Raw genomic sequence first — 18,398 nt, 5'->3', positions numbered from 1 at the left:
TTATACGGCTTTCGTCTGCCTAGACCTAAGCCAGTCATCGACAGAGCGATACTCTTCCAATCCGTAACCAAGAATCTTTTTCTGCTGGTCGGAAAAGGCCGAAGGGTCGGCAATTACAGACGGAATGTGAAACTGTTGCCGAAGCATGGGGATCGTAAATACGTGATTGATGGCCCGGCGATCTCTGACAGTCAGATTGGTGCTACCTGCATGATACACCATACAGTCCAAAACGATGAAGGTCCCACGCCTAACGGTGACTTGCTTTTCCAAACGCCGAACAACTTCGTCGGGCGGAAATGCTTCACGATGATGGCTACCAGGAATGATGCGAGTGGCGCCATTCTCAATGGTGAAGTCATCTAAGGCGAAAAGCGCATTAATCGCGAGGGGACGTGAACTCGTAAAGTGCTGGTACGGCAAATCCCGATGGTATTGAGCCTGATGGTACTTGCTCTGATGGCCGCGGTTAATAAGCCCATTTACCTGATTCAGGATATAATACCCTCCCAGCAGCCTCGATAACAATTGATGGAGCCGTTCGTCAAAAACGATGTTCCAAAAAATCGGACTTATCGTCGGGAGAAGCCGAATTGTGTCGCGCTCGTTTATATCTTCAAGATTGTAACCCTTTGTAGAAGCGTCGGCACCATACCGTGTCGCGGCTTCATCAAAAAGGTTGGAATATCTGTCAAGCTCGCTTTCGGACAAGGCTGCGTCTAGAGCGCTGTACCCGAGGAGCCTGACTTCCTCAGCCAGAACGTCATAGACGTCACTTGCGCTGGTAGTTTCAAGGACTCCGTAGCGTGAGATCTCTGTCATCGTATTGCACCCTGACTTACAACTTCGAAAGGATGAATGATCGGCACAGCTGCTAACTCGAACCGGTCATGAACTACCCGCCAATTTCGTTCGTGAACAGCGGCAACCAAAGAAATCGGGACTGAATTCAGGAACTCTTCAGTTGAAATCACTGGTTTGTCGTACAGCTGGCTACCGACCGGGCGATCGGTGACCAAGAACATGGCTCCCTCGATGACCGATGGGCAATAGGCATGAAGTAGGTCGCAATATTCGCCCGCTCCGAAAACACCATATTTTTGACCAGATGACATTTGATCGATTGCGCGCGCAATCTTGCTCCATGTCCGCAGATACTCGGCCCGCTGGTTGGCCAAAAAATGGAAGTGTTCAGAAGACGGCCCCACCTGTGTCGCCGCCAACTGGAAAAGGTAAATTCTAAAGCCTTTCAATACACCGGTCAGAGGCGCATTCGCAACGGCTGTCAACTGAGCTTTTGCTGCGATCGTGGCCAGAGATGTCGATGAAAAGCTTGATATATGATCATAGAAAAGCAATTCCGATCCGGCCGTCTCTCCATCCGGACATACGACGAGAATTCTACCTGTTTCGTCGATTGTTCGGGCGCAGGCCCGCAGGAAGGAGAGCGGATTGCTTGCATGTTCTATGACATTTACAGACAGGCACAAAGTATACTTCTGCGCAGTATGAGCAAACTGCTCTGCGAAGCCCTGCTGGATGGAAATGCGCTCACCAGCGATGGAACGGGCATATGCCGCGACCTTGCCGCTGGGCTCTACCCCAATCCCAAATTCTGCTTCGAGATTGGTTGTCAAAGAATTTAGAAGCGTGCCGCTCCCGCACCCGAATTCAATAATCGTCTTAAAATTCACCTCACCGACAAGCCCTGCAAGAAACACTCTCACCTGCCGGTCGTATTCAAGGGATCTCTCGACCTCTGCAGCCGTGTCCCTCAGACCTATAGAATAATTCTCGCCATAGATTTCTCTTACGTCCCGTTCCGAAATGCTTTCGAAGTGAAAGCCATGACCGCAATTCGCGCAACTGGATCGCTTTAATGGCTTGCCTATAACGGCCCCATCGCTGATCATCGAGCGTGTCGGGTGCGGAACAGGCAAAACATGACAGTCAGGGGAACCGCATGCGGGGCATATATGATTGTATTCTGTCAAGCCATATCTCCCGCACCGGGGCTACGCGAAGCCCATATCGCACCTTGCCGGCAACTTGCAAGCCGTAATACTATATCGGCGACCCCGGGCGAACCGTTTACAAGTTGCGCCTGTGGGTAGTTGTAGCGCTTGGGTGCCTGCACGAGGAGCAAGGCAGTGTACGGGATTCCGATCACGCCAGCGGGTTTTGTACGCAATGCATCTCACAGGCCTATCGCGAAGTCGCAATCCGGTTCAGGTTAACGTTCCTCGCTGGCACTTTTAAACGCGCTGTAGCAATCAGGTGGAACTGAACCCACTGGTGATCACAAATAGCCGTCAAACGTCGGAAGCCGGCAATCGAGGAATTGCGGGAACTGTCGAAGACCACCACTTCTGCCAAGCACAGCTTCAGATTATGAACCTTGACGCTTAGGGACCGACGATTGACATTTCGGGCCGGAACAATCAATGAGACCGACATCTGTTGCACGCCTCAGGTCGGCGCTGCTGCAGTTGCAGATTGGCAGGCTCAAAGGCCTCGACGAGCACTAGATGGATGGGCACACGATGATCCGGCCTCCCAGGATATTCGTAGCAGGACATAGGGGGATGGTCGGCTCCGCCATCGTACGGCGACTGTTGGCTGACGGCCATCCGGCCGATCGCATTGTGACGGCAACGCACCAAGAACTCGATCTTATCGAACAGGCGGACGTCCGAAGGTTCTTCGAAAAAGAACGACCTGACGAGGTCTACCTTGCTGCCGCAAAAGTCGGCGGCATTTATGCGAACAATACCTACCCGGCTGACTTCATCTACGACAACTTGATGATGGAGCTTAACGTGGTCGACGCAGCGTTCAGAACGGGTGTCAAGAAGCTGCTGTTGCTCGGCTCGAGCTGCATTTATCCAAAGCTCGCCGATCAACCGATCAAGGAAAGCGCACTTTTGACGGGTCCCCTAGAGCCGACCAACGAGCCTTACGCCATTGCAAAAATCGCCGGGATTAAACTCTGCGAAAGCTATAATCGGCAATATGGTGACAGCCATAGCGTCGATTACCGTGCCGTAATGCCGAGCAATCTCTATGGCGTCGGTGACTCCTACCACCCTCAGAATTCCCACGTCATTCCCGCTCTGATAAGGCGTTTCCATGAGGCGAAGGTCAGGGGGGCCCAAAGCGTGACGCTCTGGGGCAGCGGTACGCCGCTAAGGGAGTTCCTTTACGTCGATGACATGGCTGCCGCGAGTGTTCACATCATGACTTTGCCTCACGAAGACTACAAGAGACTGATGCCGGTAGGGCAAAGCCATATCAATGTCGGCTATGGAAGTGATGTGACGATACGTGAAGTTGCAACCGTCATAAGCGAGATCGTCGGCTTCACCGGCAGGATCGATCTCGACACAGACAAGCCCGACGGCACGCCTCGAAAACTGATGGACAGCGAAATCGCAAGAAATCTGGGTTGGTCGCCAAAAGTCAACCTCGAGGAAGGGCTCAAGTTGGCTTACGAAGATTTCCTATCCCGAGAGAGGGGCGCATAGATGAGCAAAGTCGCACTCATAACCGGCGTTACCGGCCAGGACGGTTCTTACCTTGCGGAATTCCTTCTTTCGAAAGGATACGAGGTCCATGGGATCAAGCGGCGCATGAGCTCGTTCAATACGCAACGAATTGATCATATCTACGAAGATCCGCACAACGAGAACATGCGGTTCAAGCTACACTACGGAGATCTGACGGATACGAGCAATCTCATCCGCATAATCCAGGACACGCAGCCTGACGAGATTTACAACCTCGGAGCTCAAAGTCATGTGGCCGTCAGCTTCGAAAGTCCTGAATATACTGGCGATACGGACGCCCTAGGGACGTTGCGACTTTTGGAAGCGATCCGGATTTTGGGCCTTGAAAAAAAGACGCGCTTTTACCAAGCCAGCACCAGCGAGCTCTATGGACTCGTCCAGGAAACGCCGCAGAGGGAAACGACTCCCTTCTATCCCCGCAGTCCCTACGCAGTCGCAAAGCTCTACGCTTACTGGATTACGGTGAATTATCGCGAAGCCTACGGCATGTATGCGTGCAACGGCATCTTGTTCAACCATGAAAGCCCCCGTCGCGGTGAGACGTTCGTGACAAGAAAGATTACCCGCGGGATGGCAAATATCGCGCAAGGCCTTGAGAACTGCCTTTACATGGGCAACCTTGATGCGTTGCGCGACTGGGGGCACGCAAAAGATTATGTCCGCATGCAGTGGATGATGCTCCAGCAGGAACATCCTCGGGACTTCGTCATCGCAACTGGCAAGCAATATAGCGTGCGCCAGTTTATTGAGTGGGCGGCGGCAGATCTGGGAATCAAGTTGCGCTTTGAGGGAAGCGGCCTGGAAGAGCAAGGCATCGTGGAATCCGTCTCCGGAGATAAAGCGCCGGCGCTGAAGCCAGGCGATATCATCCTCAAGATCGATCCTCGATACTTTCGTCCTGCCGAAGTCGAAACTCTGCTTGGTGACCCAAGCAAGGCCCGCGATCTGCTCGGATGGGTTCCGGAAATTTCTGCGCGAGACATGTGCAGTGAAATGGTCTCGCACGACCTTGTGGAAGCAAAGCGACACGCCCTGCTCAAGCGCCACGGGTTTGACGTCAGGGTCAGCACCGAATAACAACTGACCCAAAATCATCAGGGAAGAGATCGTGATAAATTTCGCTATTGTTGGTTGCGGGCGGATCGCAAAAAGACACTCTGAACTGCTCGGTCTTGAGCAGATCGCAGGTGCAAGATTGGCCGCGGTTTGCGACATTGTTCTCGAAAAGGCAAAGGAATTCGGCGAACGTTTCGGTGTACCCTATTATCAGTCGTTTGACGAGATGATGCAGAACGAGCAGATTGACGTCGCCTCGGTTTTGACGCCGAGCGGCATGCATGCTGAACATGTCATCGCATTGGCCAGATATAAGCGGCACATCGTCGTCGAGAAACCGATGGCGCTGACGCTGACGGACGCTGAGGCGATGATCAAGGCGTGCGACGCCAATGGTGTGCGCCTCTTCGTCGTCAAGCAGAACCGCTTCAACGTTCCCGTTGTGAAGGCACGCGAAGCGCTGGACGCTGGCCGTTTTGGAAAACTTGTCCTTGGCACCGTCCGCGTTCGCTGGTGTCGCGACCAAAGCTATTACGATCAGGATAGCTGGCGTGGCACCTGGGCTTATGACGGGGGTGTCCTCGCCAACCAAGCGAGCCACCACATCGATATGCTGACGTGGTTCATGGGCGAAGTCGAGAGCGTTCATGCTCGCGCGACAACAGCCCTTGTCAACATCGAGGCCGAAGACACGGCCGTCGCCACACTGAAATTCCGCAATGGTGCTCTTGGGATCATCGAAGCCACTTCGGCAACACGTCCCAAGGATATCGAGGGCTCGATTTCCATTCTTGGTGCGGGCGGATCAGTGGAAATTGCAGGTTTTGCGGTCAACAAGATCCGGACTTGGCAATTCGGCGACAATCATGTGGCAGACGCTGAGGTCATGGAAAAGTATTCGGTCAATCCGCCCAATGTCTATGGCTTCGGGCACCAGGCCTATTATGAACATGTCGTTGATTGCCTGACGAATGACACCAAGGCTCTTGTCGATGGTCATGAGGGCCGGCAGAGCCTGGAACTCATCATGGCGCTCTATGAATCGATTGCATCGCAGAAGGAAGTGAACCTGCCCCTGGAGGTCAAACATTCGAAACTAGGAAGCCGATCCTCGTGACGGGTCGTTCGCCAACCCTCTGGAAGGCGCAGGTCCGGGATGTTACCTGCGGCGATCGCGTCAAGATCGTTGAGCCTGCCAACGTCTATGAATGTACGCTCTCCGACGACTGTTTCGTTGGACCTTTTGTCGAGATCCAGAAGGGCGTTCGGATCGGTGCCCGTACCAAGGTGCAGTCGCATAGTTTCATCTGCGAGCTAGTCGAGGTAGGCGAGGACTGCTTCATCGGCCACGGGGTGATGTTCATCAACGATCTTTTCTCCAACGGGGGGCCGGCAAGAGGGAACCGGACACTCTGGAAGGAAACGCGTATAGGAAATCGAGTATCCATCGGATCAAATGCCACAATCCTGCCGGTGACCATTTGTGACGATGTGGTTATCGGCGCTGGAGCGGTCGTGACCCGTGATATTGAAGTTGCCGGCATCTACGTCGGCAATCCGGCACGCTTCATACGTCCCGTGGGACCAGGGCCTGCCGAGACCTGAAATACAGTGGATGCATCAACATCAATCGACATATCGAGAACGACATCATGAAAGTCCCCTTCGCCGATCTCCATCTGCAATATCTGTCGATAAAGGACGAGGTCGATGCTGCGATTGCTGCGGTCATCAAGTCCTCGGCTTTCATTCGAGGTCCTTTCGTTCAGAAGTTCGAGGAAGAATTCGCCGTCGCAGTTGGCGCCCCATACTGCGTCTCCTGTGCGAATGGTACGGACTCGCTTTATATCGCTATGCATGCGCTGGGCGTAAAGCCCGGCGACGAAATCATTACGACAGCACATTCCTGGATTTCCACTAGCGAGACGATTACGCAGGCCGGTGGCAAGGTGGTCTTCTGTGACACAGATGCCTCAACCTTCACAATAGACGCGACGAAGCTGGAGGAGAAAATAACGTCGCGCACAGTCGGCATCATTCCCGTTCACCTTTATGGGCAGCCCGCCGACATGGGCGCGATCATGGCGATTGCCCGCAAACATGGCCTGTGGGTTATCGAGGACTGCGCCCAGGCACATCTTGCGCAGATCGATGAACGGCTGATCGGTAGTTTTGGGGATGCGGCCTCCTATTCGTTCTATCCGGGGAAAAACCTTGGCGCCATGGGCGATGCCGGGGCCATCACCTGCAAGGACAAATCTCTCGCCGACAGAATGGCAATGTTTGCCCGTCACGGCGGCCTGACCAAAGGTGATCACCGGATCGAAGGCATCAACAGCCGGCTCGACGGGCTGCAGGCGGCAATTCTATCTGTTAAACTACCTCACCTCACCGAATGGACAGCAAAGCGGCAAGAGATTGCTGCGCGCTATACCGCGGCTCTTGGCAATGTCGGTGGACTGAAGCTGCCCGAAACTGCACCTGGCAGAACGCATGTCTACCATCTTTTCGTCGTCAAGCATGAGCGCCGCGACACCTTTGCCGCCTACTTGAACGATCACGGCATACAGACAGTCATAAACTATCCCGTCGCACTGCCCTTCCTCCCCGCCTATGAGCATCTGGAGCACAGTCCGGAGGATTTCCCCAACGCTTTCCACAATCAATCCCGGATCCTGTCGCTTCCAATATTCCCCGAGATGACCGAAAATCAGCTCGCTTATGTGGCTGATGTCATCAGGGAATTTGCCGCGTGAGTAAACCGCAACCCGGTGGCCAGAGAGAGGCGCGCTCAAGCCTCCTCGGCAACTCCGGCTGGAATATGGCAGCTTTCGTCTTCACACTTGTCGCGAATTTGGCCACCGTTCCATTTGTAGTCCGCTGGATCGGACTGCATGATTTTGGTAATGCAGGTATTGTCATTGCGATTACAGCGCCCCTTACACTCATCGGTACGGTCTTGGGTCAGGCGACTGTCCGGGAAACATCGACAAGAACGGGACGCGGAGAATATAGCGCTGCATTTCATGTGGCAGCCATCGCATTGAAGACCTGCTTGATCGCATCGTCGATCGGATGCATGGCGCTTATCCTGATCGGCCCATGGATCATGAGAGGGTTTGCGAGCCCTGAGGCTTCCAATTCTCAAAATTTCATGGTTCCGTTCCTCATCACGGCAACCGGAATTTTTGCCCAGCAGTTCTCCTTGGTGCTGCAGGCCATTTCGGTGGGGCGTCAGCATTTCAAGAACATCGCCAAGGCTTCCGCCTGGAGTTCTTTTGCAACGGTTTTTTTTACCCTGGGATGTACCTGGTTCATCCCGACGCTGAACGGCTACCTCTCCGGTTTTGCAGGCAGCCTCATCCTTTCTGCGCTGGGATGGCTGCTTGTCACACGCCACCTCTTGACCGGGGACGAGCCCGCTGGCCCAAAAACAGGTGATGAGCTGAGCGCTTTGCTGCATTTCGGGACATGGCAAGGCCTATCCCAGCTTGCAGGTATTCTCGGCAATCAAATGGACAGGTATGTGCTTGCGTCTCTGGCTCCTGCTGCCGTGGTGGGACAGTACAATATCTGCAACCGCGTGCAGGAGGCCGGCTACATTGCCACGATACGAGCCTGCGAGGTACTTTTCCCCCGCTTCGGCAGCATGGCCGCCAGCAGTGAATCTGAACGGTTTGATTTTTTCCTCAGCTCATCGTGGGTTAACGCAGCATTCGGCGCAATCATGCTGTCGCCGATTGCAATCCTCTCGCGCCCCCTGCTCACTCTTTGGGTCGGCAAAGAGACGGCTGAGGCTGCTGGCCATCTGTTGCAGGTTCTTATTCTGGGAGGCTTGATCGGCTGCGGCTACAATGTGTTTTTCTACTATGCTGCAAGCATGGGAAAAAACGCTATCGCAACCACAGTATCGCTGGCATATTCCGCGATGACAGTTATGTTCTCCATCGCATTCATAGGATATTTCGGCCCCATCGCAGCGGGCTATGGCCTGTTGGCGGCAACCACCGTGCGCTCTGGCCTTACCCTCATAGTGCTCCGCCAGCGTTTCTTCCCGGCGTTCAGCCTTGAGCAGATGTTTGCAAGCACCCTTGGGCCATCTGCTGTCGGTTCCATACTGTCGATTGCTTTCTACCAGATGGAATTCCGATGGATCGGCAATTGGTTCCTGCTCGGCCTCGCTTATACCTTATTCTTCGTCATCGTCGCAGCTGCGATTATGTTCACTGCCATGGCGTCAAAAACCGGGCGTATTATCTTGTCGCGGATTTATCGGTCCGTTAGAAACACAATCATAGATCGGCATCTTGATATGTTAGTTAGTCTTGCAAGACATAAGAGAGGGCGCTGAGTGATCACTGTAGTGGACTACGGTGTTGGCAATATTGGTGCAATCATCAATATGGCGGACTATCTCGGGATCGATGCCGAAGCAAGCGGAGATCCCGAAAAGATCAGGACCGCTTCCAAGCTCATTCTTCCAGGTGTAGGCGCTTTCGACAAGGCGATGCTAACCCTGCAAGACAGGGGACTCATCGCACCGCTCAACGAGGCCGTATTGAAGCGGCAGATTCCCGTTCTTGGCATTTGCCTTGGCATGCAGCTGCTGGCGCGCGGAAGCGACGAGGGCACTCGACCCGGCCTTGGATGGATAGCGGCGGATGTGCTTCGGATCGCACTGCCGCCTGAATCGCCTCTCAAAGTGCCACATATTGGCTGGCTTGGAGTCAAACCATCTCGCCTGAGTGATCTTTTCGATCCGGCTGTGCAAAACGAACGCTTTTACTTTGACCACGGCTACTATGTGCAATGCGACAACGCTGAGGATGTCACGGCTACGATCGATTACGGTCAAGAACTCTGCTGTGCCGTTAGTTCGGGAAATATAAGCGGGGTGCAGTTCCACCCGGAAAAGAGCCATCGCTTCGGCATGCGCGTGCTTGAAGCGTTCGAGAAGATCTGATGAGAAAAAGGCTGATCCCAGTTCTGCTGGTCGACGAAAAACATCGCCTCGTCAAAACAGTTGAGTTCGGAGAGCGGACTTATGTCGGCGATCCCTTCAATGTGGTGCGGCTCTTCAACGAGAAGGAGGTCGATGAAATATGCATCCTCGATATCGATGCCTCCAGAAGGGGTCGCGGACCCGATATTGGATTCATGCGCGAATTAGCAGCCGAATGTTTCATGCCACTGGCTTATGGCGGCGGAATAAGCAAGCCACAGGAATGTGAAGAGCTGAATCGCTTCGGTGTCGAAAAATTCGTCATCGGGAGCAGAGCCGGCGACTCGGAGTTGCTGAAGGGGATTGCTGCGGATCTGGGGAGTCAGGCGCTGGTTGTCTGTGTGGACGTCCAGGGACGAGGCGCTGCAGCAAAATGCTTCCGGCCGAATGCTGATGTGCCGCAGAATCCAGTGGAGTTTTGCCTTCAACTTCAGGATCTGGGCGTCGGTGAGATTATCCTCCAATCGAAAACACTCGACGGAAGACGATCTGGTTATGATCTCGAACTCATAAGCTTGGTAACCGGCAGGTTAAGCATCCCGGTCGTTGCACTTGGTGGCGCGGGAAACTACGAACACTTGACTGAGGGTTTGCGTGCAGGCGCCTCGGCGGCCGCGTCCGGAAGCACTTTTACCTTTGTCGGCGGGTTGCGCGCCGTTCTGGTCAACTACCCGGATCCGGAAATGCTGGAGGGAATGGAGCGCGACACCCATGCGTGAGATGCAAAGAATATGCTCCTTCTGCGTTATGGACGATTCCAATCCGGCGATCGAGTTCGACGCGAACGGTCAGTGCAATTGCTGCCGCGACGCTCTGGCCAGAAAACCGCACGAATGGCTGCCTGGCCCAGAGGGCGATCTAAAAATGCAGCGACTAGTCGCCATGCTAAAGGAGGAAGGAAAGAATAAGCCCTATGACGCAATGGTTGGGCTTAGCGGCGGTATTGATAGCGCTTTTCTCGCCCATCTCGCCAGTCGCAAGCACGGCCTCCGCTTGCTCGCCGTCCATGTCGATGGCGGTTGGAACTCCGAGCCTGCCGTCCACAACATCGAGCGGCTGGTGCGGAAACTCGACCTCGACCTTCACACCTATGTTGTAGAATGGCAGGAAATGCGGGATCTTCAGGTCTCCTTCTTGAAAGCATCCGTCCTCAACCAGGACATCCCCCAGGACCATGCGTTCTTTTCCACCCTCTACCGCACAGCTGCCAAGTTCGGAATTCGCCACTTCTTGAGCGGCGTCAACTTCGCGTCAGAATCGGTCGTTCCTCCCGGCTTCGGCTACCCATCTATCGATGGCACGCACGCAAACGCCATTCAGAAGCGCTTCGGCACGACGACACTTTCAACTTACCCATTCATGAGTTTTCCGGAATATATCTGGATGACACGGGTAAGGAAGCAGCTGACGATTCATCGACCGCTGAACTATTTCGACTACGACAAGGAGAAGGCACAGCAGGAACTACGGCGCGAATACGGCTGGCGCGAATACGGCAGCAAACACAGCGAGTCACGTTTTACGAAGTTCTACCAAGACATTTACCTACCCGCGAAATTTAACTTCGATAAGAGAAGGCTTCATCTTTCGAGCCTGATCGTGGCAGGACAGATGACCCGCGACGATGCCTTGGCAGAGATTGCAAAGCCAATAATACCGGAACGAGAAGCACGCAGGGAAACCAAATTCATCGCCAAAAAGCTGGGATTATCCGAACAGCAATTGCAAAACTACATCGCATCGCCGCCGATTCCCCATACGCATTACGCTAACGGCATGATACTGCACAAAATACTGATGGAATTGCGTAATTTCACCAGAAAATTCACGCCAACCGCGCGTCACACGGCCGCAAAGGTAGCGGATGTCGACTAGCCTGATCTTCTTAATCACGGTTGCGATATCGGCGGTGTTCTACATCCGGTATATTGGCGTCAATTTCACCCTCTCCTCGCTGCTGCTTGGGCTGATGCTCATTCTGCACGGTCCGCTTTATCTTTACTATACGCGGGTGTGGGGACCAGAAACCGCCTTTTTTACAACGATCCTCTTTGCCGCGCCAAAATGGGAAGTTATCCCCTCTCTCGACCTGGCACTAGCACTATCTTTCTGCGGCATATGTGCCGGAATGGTGCTTTCGGACAGCGTTTTCGGTAGCAGTCGACTGAAGATGCAAGATGCCATCAGCAGTTGGAGCCGCGAGACCGTCCGTATCCCAAGAGGAGTTGCCGAGCGGATTGAGGTCACAGCAGCTATAGGCGTGATGGTTCTCGTTTTTTTTATCGTCGTCGAAAACAGCATCCCGCATGTTATAACCTACTTCTCATCGGACGCATTTGAGTTCGAGAAGATAGCGATGCGTCGTGAATATGGCGGCAGCCGCTTTTATCTATTGAATCTCTTAAACAATAATGTGTTCCCGTATGTGGCATTCTGCTGTTTTGTGTTGCTGCGAGAGGACGCCATTCGGCTTAAACTCGTGGCATATGCATTCATTGCTGTTGTACTTTTCGAAAAAGCAGCAACCTTAAGCAAGGCGCCATTGGCGATTTTCGTCCTACAGCTGATGGTCGTTGAGTACTTGCGTCGATCGCTGCGGGTACGGTTGGGAGTGGTACTGGGTTTTGTTACTATTTGCATTGTTCTATTTGGAGCGATGACGGCGGTGGCTGTTCGCGAGGTTAGCGGCATAAGCGCAACGCTTGATTTCCTTTTCTATCGCATATTCATGATCGTCAACGAAAGTTTGCTTGAGTATTTCGCCGCAATACCAAACGTACTTCCACACAGCTGGGGTAGCCAATTCAGCTGGTTGGTAAGTAGTCTGCAGTCACAACCATCGCCACCCACCTATCTGCTGGTTGGTGCCGTGCATCGCGGCGTCACGGGATCGACCACAACTGCCATGTTCATTGCGGACGCCTGGGCAGACTTTTCCTGGGCAGGCATCCTTTGTTACTCCGTTCTCGCAGGCTTTCTCGTCCGATGGCTCGATATTCAGCTAATCCTAAAGCGAGGGAAGACGGCTGCGACGATTGCTGGCCTGGCCCTCGGCCAATATGGCGTCTTCATCATGCTTTCAACGGCATTGCAGACAGCGATGGTCACAGGTGGATTGGTGCTGGTGGTTCCGTTGACGATGGGAATATCTTCCGCCTTCAAGTGGCGCTCTACCAAAGGCCATTCGAAAAGTTTCAATAACATGGCTCGTATTGAGCAGGCCTAGAGCGATGCGCATTTTCCAGAATTCCGGTGTCTACGCATCCTATCTGCCTCGGCTCGACCGCCTTGCGAAGAATGACATGCAGTTCCAGAAGCGGCTGAAAACGTTTCTGAACGACTCCTACGGGGCTTGCCACATCCTAAAGCCTCCCGCCGAATCAACCGAGGATGTATTCTTTACGAATGGCGATGACGAGAGGCTTCAGAAATTCTGGGCAGCGGAAAATGGTCTTCCAAACTCGACCACTATGGAAGAAATTCTTCTTGCCCAGATAGAGCATCACCGAACAGAAATTTTTTACAACATGGATCCCATGCGCTATGGCAGCGAATTTCTAAAAAAGCTGCCAGGCTGCGTTCGCAAATCGATCATGTGGAGAGCTGCTCCTTCCGGCAATGTGGATTTCGGGGCTTACGATCTCATCATCTGCAATTTTCCGTTGATTTTGGAAGGTTATCGCAAGCGCGGATGGCATGCAGAGTATTTTGCTCCGGCGCACGATCCTGCAATGGATCAATACGCTGCCAACACCAATCGGCCGATCGACGTCTTATTTGTTGGGGGCTATACTCGCCATCATCGAAAGCGTGCTGAAGTTCTTGAGGCGGTTTCGGAACTCTGCAACGAATTCCGGATCGTGTTTCACCTGGACCGCTCACGTCTTACGCGTCTCGCGGAGAGCCCGATCGGCTGGCTGCCACCGATTAGTAAGCACAAACGACCAAGGAGCATTCGAGCCGTTTCACAGCCAGCGGTATTCGGACGCGACCTGTATAAGGCGATCTCGCACTCAAAGATCGTGCTAAATGGTGCAGTGGATATGGCCGGGCCGGACAGAGGCAACATGCGTTGCTGGGAAACACTTGGTTGTGGTGCAGCAATGGTTTCGGATGCCGGCAACTACCCTCATGGCATGATAGATGGGGAGAGTATGGTGACGTATGACAACACCGAAGCCGCAGTATCAGTCCTACGCGAACTGCTTGCAGACCGGGATCGCCTGCTGTCCGTCGCAGCAAGGGGCCACACTCTTGTCAAGACGATGTACAACAAGGAAGCTCAGTGGCAACATTTCAATCGTCTTATCGAGATCGCATGAAGCTGAAACCTTTGGCAATGATCGACATGGTGGCTGGCGTTCTGGTGCGACGCAAAAGTCGATTCATTGTGGGACCGCGGAGTACCGTGCGCTGGTTGGCGCTGCGGTCCATTCGGGGCGGCACGGTTCAAATTGGTCAAAACAGCATCATAAATTGCATCATCAGTTTCGACGATCCGAATGGATGTGTCAGCATTGGCGATCGGTGTTATATTGGATCAAGCCATTTGGTGTGTCATTCAGACATTCAAATTGAAAACGATGTCATTATCTCCTGGGGTGTGACGATCGTGGATCACGACTCCCATTCCCTGGATTGGGGACTGCGAAAAAACGATGTTCGCGATTGGGGTTTGGGTCGCAAGGATTGGTCCGGAGTTTCGATTAAGCCAGTCATCATCCGAGATAAAGTGTGGATCGGATTTGGGGCCAGCATATTGAAGGGAGTGACAGTCGGCGAAGGTGCGGTTATTGGAGCCCAGGCCGTTGTAACGCGCGACGTAGCACCCTACACAGTTGTTGCTGGCAACCCGGCCCGGATCATTCGCCACATAACGCCGGAAGCGGCGTTAACCTAGGATAGACGATGACATCGCAGCAGCTGGATACATGGGAAAAAGCCGTCCAATGGCTTCGGGAACAACCCGACCAGCAGAAGCTCGTTATCGATGCCTATTACGACGACCCCCTTTCAAAGGCGGCCGAACGTTATTGGCGAAGCGATGAGTGGAGAGTGATCCGTGGATTTCTTCCCGATCAGCGGGGCAGGGCGGTTGATATAGGCGCAGGTAGAGGTATCGCAAGTTTCGCACTGGCAAAGGAAGGTTTCGACGTCACTGCTCTTGAGCCGGACAAAAGCGACCTCGTGGGTTCAGGAGCGATCAAGGGTCTCGCGCAGGAAACTGGTTTGCCGATCGAGGCGGTCGAAGAGTTCTCTGAAAAATTGCCGTTTCCTGACGAGGCGTTCGACGTCGTCTTTGCGAGAGCTGTCTTGCACCACACATCGGATCTCGCAGCTGCGTGTCGGGAGTTTTTTCGTGTCCTGAAGCCTGGCGGCCGGTTCATCGCCGTGCGGGAGCATGTCATTTCATCAAAAGACGATCTTCAGGTGTTTCTTGATCAGCATCCTCTCCACAGGCTCTACGGTGGAGAAAATGCGTTCCTGTTGGCCGAGTATGAAAATGCCATCGTTTCTGCTGGTTTTAAGATGGACGAGGTGCTTAAGCCTCTCGCGAGCGCGATAAATTTCGCTCCTTACACCAAGAACGACCTAAGGAAAGAAATGGGTGAACGGCTCGGTACCAGACTGCCCGTGATCGGCGCTATCGCTTCCTCAGTATTACATTTCGGCCTCGTCTGGGCTGCTATTTTGCGGATCGCGCAGACATTCGACAATCGGCCCGGACGACTTTACTCCTTCATTGCCACGAGGCCCAGATAGAGAAGAATGGCTCGAATACTCGTTACAGGCGCCCACGGTTTTATAGGAAGATATCTGGCGCGGTATCTTGCGGAGAACGGGCATGCCGTGGTTGGTCTCGGTCACGGTATTTGGCCTTCACTCCACGCGGAGCGGTGGGGGCTGACGCTGTGGCACAATGGTGAGATTGATGGCCTCAATCTTCGGCTAATTCAGCGACAGTCTGGCACTCCGGAGATCGTGTATCATCTTGGAGGCGGCTCTTCGGTCGGTGTCGCGATTGCAAACCCCCGCGAGGATTTTCACCGCACAGTGAATTCAACAGCTGAACTCCTCGAGTGGCTGCGACTGGAAGCACCTGATTGCCGGCTGGTGGCTATTTCAAGCGCCGCGGTCTATGGCGCAAATCACAAGGGTCCCATCGCGGAGACGACGGTCAAGAACCCGTTCTCCCCCTACGGCCATCACAAAAGCATAATGGAATCTCTATGTCAGTCCTATTGCGACACATATGGGCTGAGAGTCACTATTGCTCGCCTGTTTTCGGTCTACGGAAAAGGGCTGCGTAAGCAGTTGTTGTGGGACATATGTTCACAGCTCGAGAAAAATCCGGAACGTCTTAGCCTTGGTGGCGGGGGCGGCGAACTTCGAGACTGGATTGAAGTTAACGAGGTAGTGCGAGCGCTATCAGTGATCGAGCGACACGCCGGCCAGCCCCAGAGGATCGTCAATGTCGGCACCGGCATTGGCACGAGCGTTCGCTCTGTCGTCGAAATGGTTGTCGACGCTTGGTTCGAGAAAGCGTCTTCGCGACCCGAGATCATCTTTTCCGGCGAGGCGAGAAAGGGCGACCCCCAAAGCCTGATCGCGGATTCGACACAACTCAAATCCCTCGGCTTTGCCTCGCACAGCGATCTAAAGGACGGCCTTTCCGCCTATGTCGACTGGTTTCGCTCGGAAGCCGGCACGGTGAGATGATCAATATCGGCTTCACCATCATCAGCGGTCGCAATTGGACCGGCGGGTACAACTATTTGCTAAATCTCGTCACGCTTTTGGCTTGCTACCGGAAGGAGGAGATTTGTCCCGTCGTTTTCTTCGGAACCGACATTGGGGAAGAAGAGATTGCACCATTCGCCCGCCTGGATGGCGTGAAGATTGTCCGCCATTCGTTGTTCAACAGATCTCGAAGCTTTCGCTCTCTGCTGCTAAGCGTTGCGACCGGCGCGGACAGGGGCATCCGGGCGGAGTTCAATAGGCACGATATCAATGTTGTCTTTGAAGTCGCCCAGTTCTTTGGCTTCAGGCTCGGTCTGCCAGCCATCGCATGGTTTCCGGACTTCCAGCATCGTTATCTGGCGCATCTTTTCAGCAGGTTTGGATACTGGAAGCGCGATATCGGATTTCGGCTTCAGATTGCGGCGCATCGCTCGGTCATGCTGAGCAGCGAAGATTCCAGACGCTCCTGCGAGCAATTCTATCCATCATCTCGGGGGCGTACACATGTTGTTCGCTTTGCGGTGCCGCCAAAGGGAAAGATCGAGTATCATGTGGCACGAGCGACTGCAGACAAATACGGTTTGCCAGAGCGCTATGTCTTCCTGCCCAATCAATTCTGGAAGCATAAGAACCATCTCCTCGTCCTCGAGGCATTGAAGATCCTTCGTCAGCGAAATCATGAAATAACAATCGCGGCGAGTGGCAATCAATCGGATCCGCGTGATCCAACATATTTTCCAAGGGTGAAAGCAGCTATCGAAGAAGCCGGGCTGGATCAGAGCTTCCGTCTGCTCGGGTTAATCCCCTACCAGGACCTTGCCCCCCTCGGCGTTGCAAGTATGGCATTGCTAAATCCTTCGCTATTCGAGGGATGGAGCACCACAGTCGAAGAGGCGCTTTCGTGGGGCGTGCCACTGGTCCTTTCGGATCTCGACGTAAATCGAGAGCAGGCAGGTGCTGCAGCAGTTTATTTCGACCGGTACGATGCACGGTCGCTCGCCGACGCTTTGGCCTCCGTTCGTCCACGCACCGCTGCAAAGATCGAAATCAGCGGAGACCTAGCGCAGGCCATGTCCAATGAACGGGTCCTTCGCTTCGTTTCTGACTTCACGTTGCTTGTTCGCCACGCCTGCAATCAAGCGCAATGATAGAGCACTTGGCGAAAACACGTCATTCAGCTTCAGTTGAGCATAAGAGAACGCCATGAGCGAGCCAAAGATTTCTGTCATCACGGTCGTCTTCAACAATGAAGACACAATTGCCGAAACAATCGAGTCTGTTGCTGCGCAGGATTACTCCAATCTGGAGTATATCGTTATCGACGGTCTCTCACAGGACCGGACCCTCGACAGGATCAGGGAGCGCAAGGAGATCATCAGCAAACTGATCTCCGAAAAGGACGCCGGCATTTATGACGCGATGAACAAAGGTATCGCCTTGGCGACAGGCGATATCATCGGCTTTATCAATGGAGACGACTTTTATCTGTCCGGGACGTTGGCCAAGGTTGCAAAAACGTTCAAAGATAACCCGCAGCTTCAAGCCTGTTATGGGGATCTCTGTTACGTCAAACAAAACGATCCCGACACCATCGTTCGCTATTGGCGTTCGTCACCGTTTGTGCCAGCCTCATTCGAAAGAGGGTGGGCTCCACCTCATCCCACTTTCTTCGTTCGCCGCGATGTTTATGAGCGATTTGGTTCATTTGATCTCGGATACCGGATTGCCGCCGACGTCGAACTGATGATGCGGCTCCTGGAGCGTCATCGGATCCGTGTCCAGTACGTGCCGGGCGTGATGGTCAAGATGCGGATGGGAGGAACGACCAACCGCAACCTTGCAAACATCATCAATCAGAACAAAGAAATCCTTCGTGCGCTGCACAGTCACGGCTTGAACGCACACCCATTGAAATTCCTGAGCGGAAAATTTCTTTCACGAGGCCTGCAGTTTGTTCGCGGCAGGTTCCATACTTCCAGTACATCAAACGTTTCATAAATCCGCCGACCAATCCCGATTGACGAGAGTTCTGA

General features: G+C 53.6%; 18 protein-coding genes. 16 read left to right on the top strand and 2 right to left on the bottom strand.

From position 1 onward, the window contains the following. Together ACU8HS_RS25315 and ACU8HS_RS25310 are read right to left on the bottom strand one after the other, a co-directional pair. Entirely contained in the window at window positions 1-822 is an 822-nt protein-coding gene (locus tag ACU8HS_RS25315) for a phytanoyl-CoA dioxygenase family protein (RefSeq protein WP_113414009.1), read from the bottom strand. Continuing rightward, entirely contained in the window at window positions 819-1,994 is a 1,176-nt protein-coding gene (locus tag ACU8HS_RS25310; protein ID WP_377312883.1) for a class I SAM-dependent methyltransferase, read from the bottom strand. The genes ACU8HS_RS25315 and ACU8HS_RS25310 overlap by 4 nt, the downstream gene beginning before the upstream one ends. 549 nt (window positions 1,995-2,543) lie before the next feature. On the opposite strand from ACU8HS_RS25310, the gene ACU8HS_RS25305 reads away from it, so the two are divergent. Genes ACU8HS_RS25305 through ACU8HS_RS25230 form a run of 16 tightly spaced genes read left to right on the top strand, consistent with a single transcriptional unit; the run spans window position 2,544 to window position 18,363 of the window. Continuing rightward, window positions 2,544-3,524 carry a GDP-L-fucose synthase family protein gene (locus tag ACU8HS_RS25305; protein ID WP_113414067.1) on the top strand — a complete coding sequence of 327 codons (981 nt, stop codon included), beginning with the start codon at window positions 2,544-2,546 and terminating at the stop codon, window positions 3,522-3,524. Continuing rightward, window positions 3,525-4,643, top strand: coding sequence for a GDP-mannose 4,6-dehydratase (gmd, locus tag ACU8HS_RS25300; RefSeq protein ID WP_113414007.1), 1,119 nt, complete (start codon window positions 3,525-3,527; stop codon window positions 4,641-4,643). Between the two features lie 31 nt (window positions 4,644-4,674). After that, complete coding sequence (locus ACU8HS_RS25295) at window positions 4,675-5,739, top strand: Gfo/Idh/MocA family protein (protein ID WP_113414006.1); 1,065 nt, start codon at window positions 4,675-4,677, stop codon at window positions 5,737-5,739. Next, window positions 5,736-6,227 carry an acyltransferase gene (locus ACU8HS_RS25290; RefSeq protein WP_113414005.1) on the top strand — a complete coding sequence of 164 codons (492 nt, stop codon included), beginning with the start codon at window positions 5,736-5,738 and terminating at the stop codon, window positions 6,225-6,227. The genes ACU8HS_RS25295 and ACU8HS_RS25290 overlap by 4 nt, the downstream gene beginning before the upstream one ends. 47 nt (window positions 6,228-6,274) lie before the next feature. After that, window positions 6,275-7,378 (top strand): DegT/DnrJ/EryC1/StrS aminotransferase family protein, encoded by a 1,104-nt coding sequence (locus ACU8HS_RS25285; protein ID WP_113414004.1) that lies wholly within the window; start codon window positions 6,275-6,277, stop codon window positions 7,376-7,378. After that, window positions 7,375-8,973, top strand: a complete 1,599-nt coding sequence (locus ACU8HS_RS25280; protein WP_113414003.1) for an oligosaccharide flippase family protein — start codon at window positions 7,375-7,377, stop codon at window positions 8,971-8,973. The genes ACU8HS_RS25285 and ACU8HS_RS25280 overlap by 4 nt, the downstream gene beginning before the upstream one ends. Continuing rightward, window positions 8,974-9,585, top strand: coding sequence for an imidazole glycerol phosphate synthase subunit HisH (gene hisH / locus ACU8HS_RS25275; protein WP_113414002.1), 612 nt, complete (start codon window positions 8,974-8,976; stop codon window positions 9,583-9,585). Next, window positions 9,585-10,343 (top strand): HisA/HisF-related TIM barrel protein, encoded by a 759-nt coding sequence (locus ACU8HS_RS25270; RefSeq protein ID WP_447015944.1) that lies wholly within the window; start codon window positions 9,585-9,587, stop codon window positions 10,341-10,343. The genes hisH and ACU8HS_RS25270 overlap by 1 nt, the downstream gene beginning before the upstream one ends. Then, window positions 10,336-11,499, top strand: a complete 1,164-nt coding sequence (locus ACU8HS_RS25265) for an N-acetyl sugar amidotransferase (protein ID WP_447015943.1) — start codon at window positions 10,336-10,338, stop codon at window positions 11,497-11,499. Before ACU8HS_RS25270 ends, ACU8HS_RS25265 begins: the two co-directional genes overlap by 8 nt. After that, a complete protein-coding gene (locus ACU8HS_RS25260; RefSeq protein WP_113413999.1) occupies window positions 11,489-12,850 on the top strand; it encodes an oligosaccharide repeat unit polymerase in 1,362 nt (453 codons plus the stop codon). Before ACU8HS_RS25265 ends, ACU8HS_RS25260 begins: the two co-directional genes overlap by 11 nt. Before the next feature lie 4 nt (window positions 12,851-12,854). Then, on the top strand, window positions 12,855-13,946 hold the full coding sequence (locus ACU8HS_RS25255; RefSeq protein ID WP_113413998.1) for a glycosyltransferase family protein: 1,092 nt from the start codon (window positions 12,855-12,857) through the stop codon (window positions 13,944-13,946). After that, complete coding sequence (locus tag ACU8HS_RS25250; protein ID WP_112704367.1) at window positions 13,943-14,524, top strand: acyltransferase; 582 nt, start codon at window positions 13,943-13,945, stop codon at window positions 14,522-14,524. The genes ACU8HS_RS25255 and ACU8HS_RS25250 overlap by 4 nt, the downstream gene beginning before the upstream one ends. Before the next feature lie 8 nt (window positions 14,525-14,532). After that, window positions 14,533-15,387: a class I SAM-dependent methyltransferase gene (locus ACU8HS_RS25245; protein WP_113413997.1), complete on the top strand. Its 855-nt coding sequence runs from the start codon at window positions 14,533-14,535 to the stop codon at window positions 15,385-15,387. 6 nt (window positions 15,388-15,393) lie between these two features. Next, complete coding sequence (locus tag ACU8HS_RS25240) at window positions 15,394-16,344, top strand: SDR family oxidoreductase (RefSeq protein WP_113413996.1); 951 nt, start codon at window positions 15,394-15,396, stop codon at window positions 16,342-16,344. Then, window positions 16,341-17,513: a glycosyltransferase family 4 protein gene (locus ACU8HS_RS25235; RefSeq protein WP_113413995.1), complete on the top strand. Its 1,173-nt coding sequence runs from the start codon at window positions 16,341-16,343 to the stop codon at window positions 17,511-17,513. The genes ACU8HS_RS25240 and ACU8HS_RS25235 overlap by 4 nt, the downstream gene beginning before the upstream one ends. 55 nt (window positions 17,514-17,568) lie before the next feature. Continuing rightward, window positions 17,569-18,363 (top strand): glycosyltransferase family 2 protein, encoded by a 795-nt coding sequence (locus tag ACU8HS_RS25230; RefSeq protein ID WP_112704363.1) that lies wholly within the window; start codon window positions 17,569-17,571, stop codon window positions 18,361-18,363. The last annotated feature ends 35 nt before the right edge of the window (window positions 18,364-18,398 follow it).

This window comes from Rhizobium sp. KDH_Rht_773_N, assembly GCF_052946295.1.
This window is presented reverse-complemented; position numbering and strand designations above follow the sequence as displayed.

Bases quoted from the DNA above. Each gene is read 5' to 3' on its own strand.
- ACU8HS_RS25260 (WP_113413999.1), top strand. From the start codon at position 11,489: ATGTCGACTAGCCTGATCTTCTTAATCACGGTTGCGATATCGGCGGTG.
- gmd (WP_113414007.1), top strand. From the start codon at position 3,525: ATGAGCAAAGTCGCACTCATAACCGGCGTTACCGGCCAGGACGGTTCT.
- ACU8HS_RS25230 (WP_112704363.1), top strand. From the start codon at position 17,569: ATGAGCGAGCCAAAGATTTCTGTCATCACGGTCGTCTTCAACAATGAA.
- ACU8HS_RS25270 (WP_447015944.1), top strand. From the start codon at position 9,585: ATGAGAAAAAGGCTGATCCCAGTTCTGCTGGTCGACGAAAAACATCGC.
- ACU8HS_RS25315 (WP_113414009.1), bottom strand. From the start codon at position 822: ATGACAGAGATCTCACGCTACGGAGTCCTTGAAACTACCAGCGCAAGT.
- ACU8HS_RS25235 (WP_113413995.1), top strand. From the start codon at position 16,341: ATGATCAATATCGGCTTCACCATCATCAGCGGTCGCAATTGGACCGGC.
- ACU8HS_RS25265 (WP_447015943.1), top strand. From the start codon at position 10,336: ATGCGTGAGATGCAAAGAATATGCTCCTTCTGCGTTATGGACGATTCC.
- ACU8HS_RS25285 (WP_113414004.1), top strand. From the start codon at position 6,275: ATGAAAGTCCCCTTCGCCGATCTCCATCTGCAATATCTGTCGATAAAG.
- ACU8HS_RS25245 (WP_113413997.1), top strand. From the start codon at position 14,533: ATGACATCGCAGCAGCTGGATACATGGGAAAAAGCCGTCCAATGGCTT.
- ACU8HS_RS25255 (WP_113413998.1), top strand. From the start codon at position 12,855: ATGCGCATTTTCCAGAATTCCGGTGTCTACGCATCCTATCTGCCTCGG.
- ACU8HS_RS25305 (WP_113414067.1), top strand. From the start codon at position 2,544: ATGATCCGGCCTCCCAGGATATTCGTAGCAGGACATAGGGGGATGGTC.
- ACU8HS_RS25250 (WP_112704367.1), top strand. From the start codon at position 13,943: ATGAAGCTGAAACCTTTGGCAATGATCGACATGGTGGCTGGCGTTCTG.
- ACU8HS_RS25240 (WP_113413996.1), top strand. From the start codon at position 15,394: ATGGCTCGAATACTCGTTACAGGCGCCCACGGTTTTATAGGAAGATAT.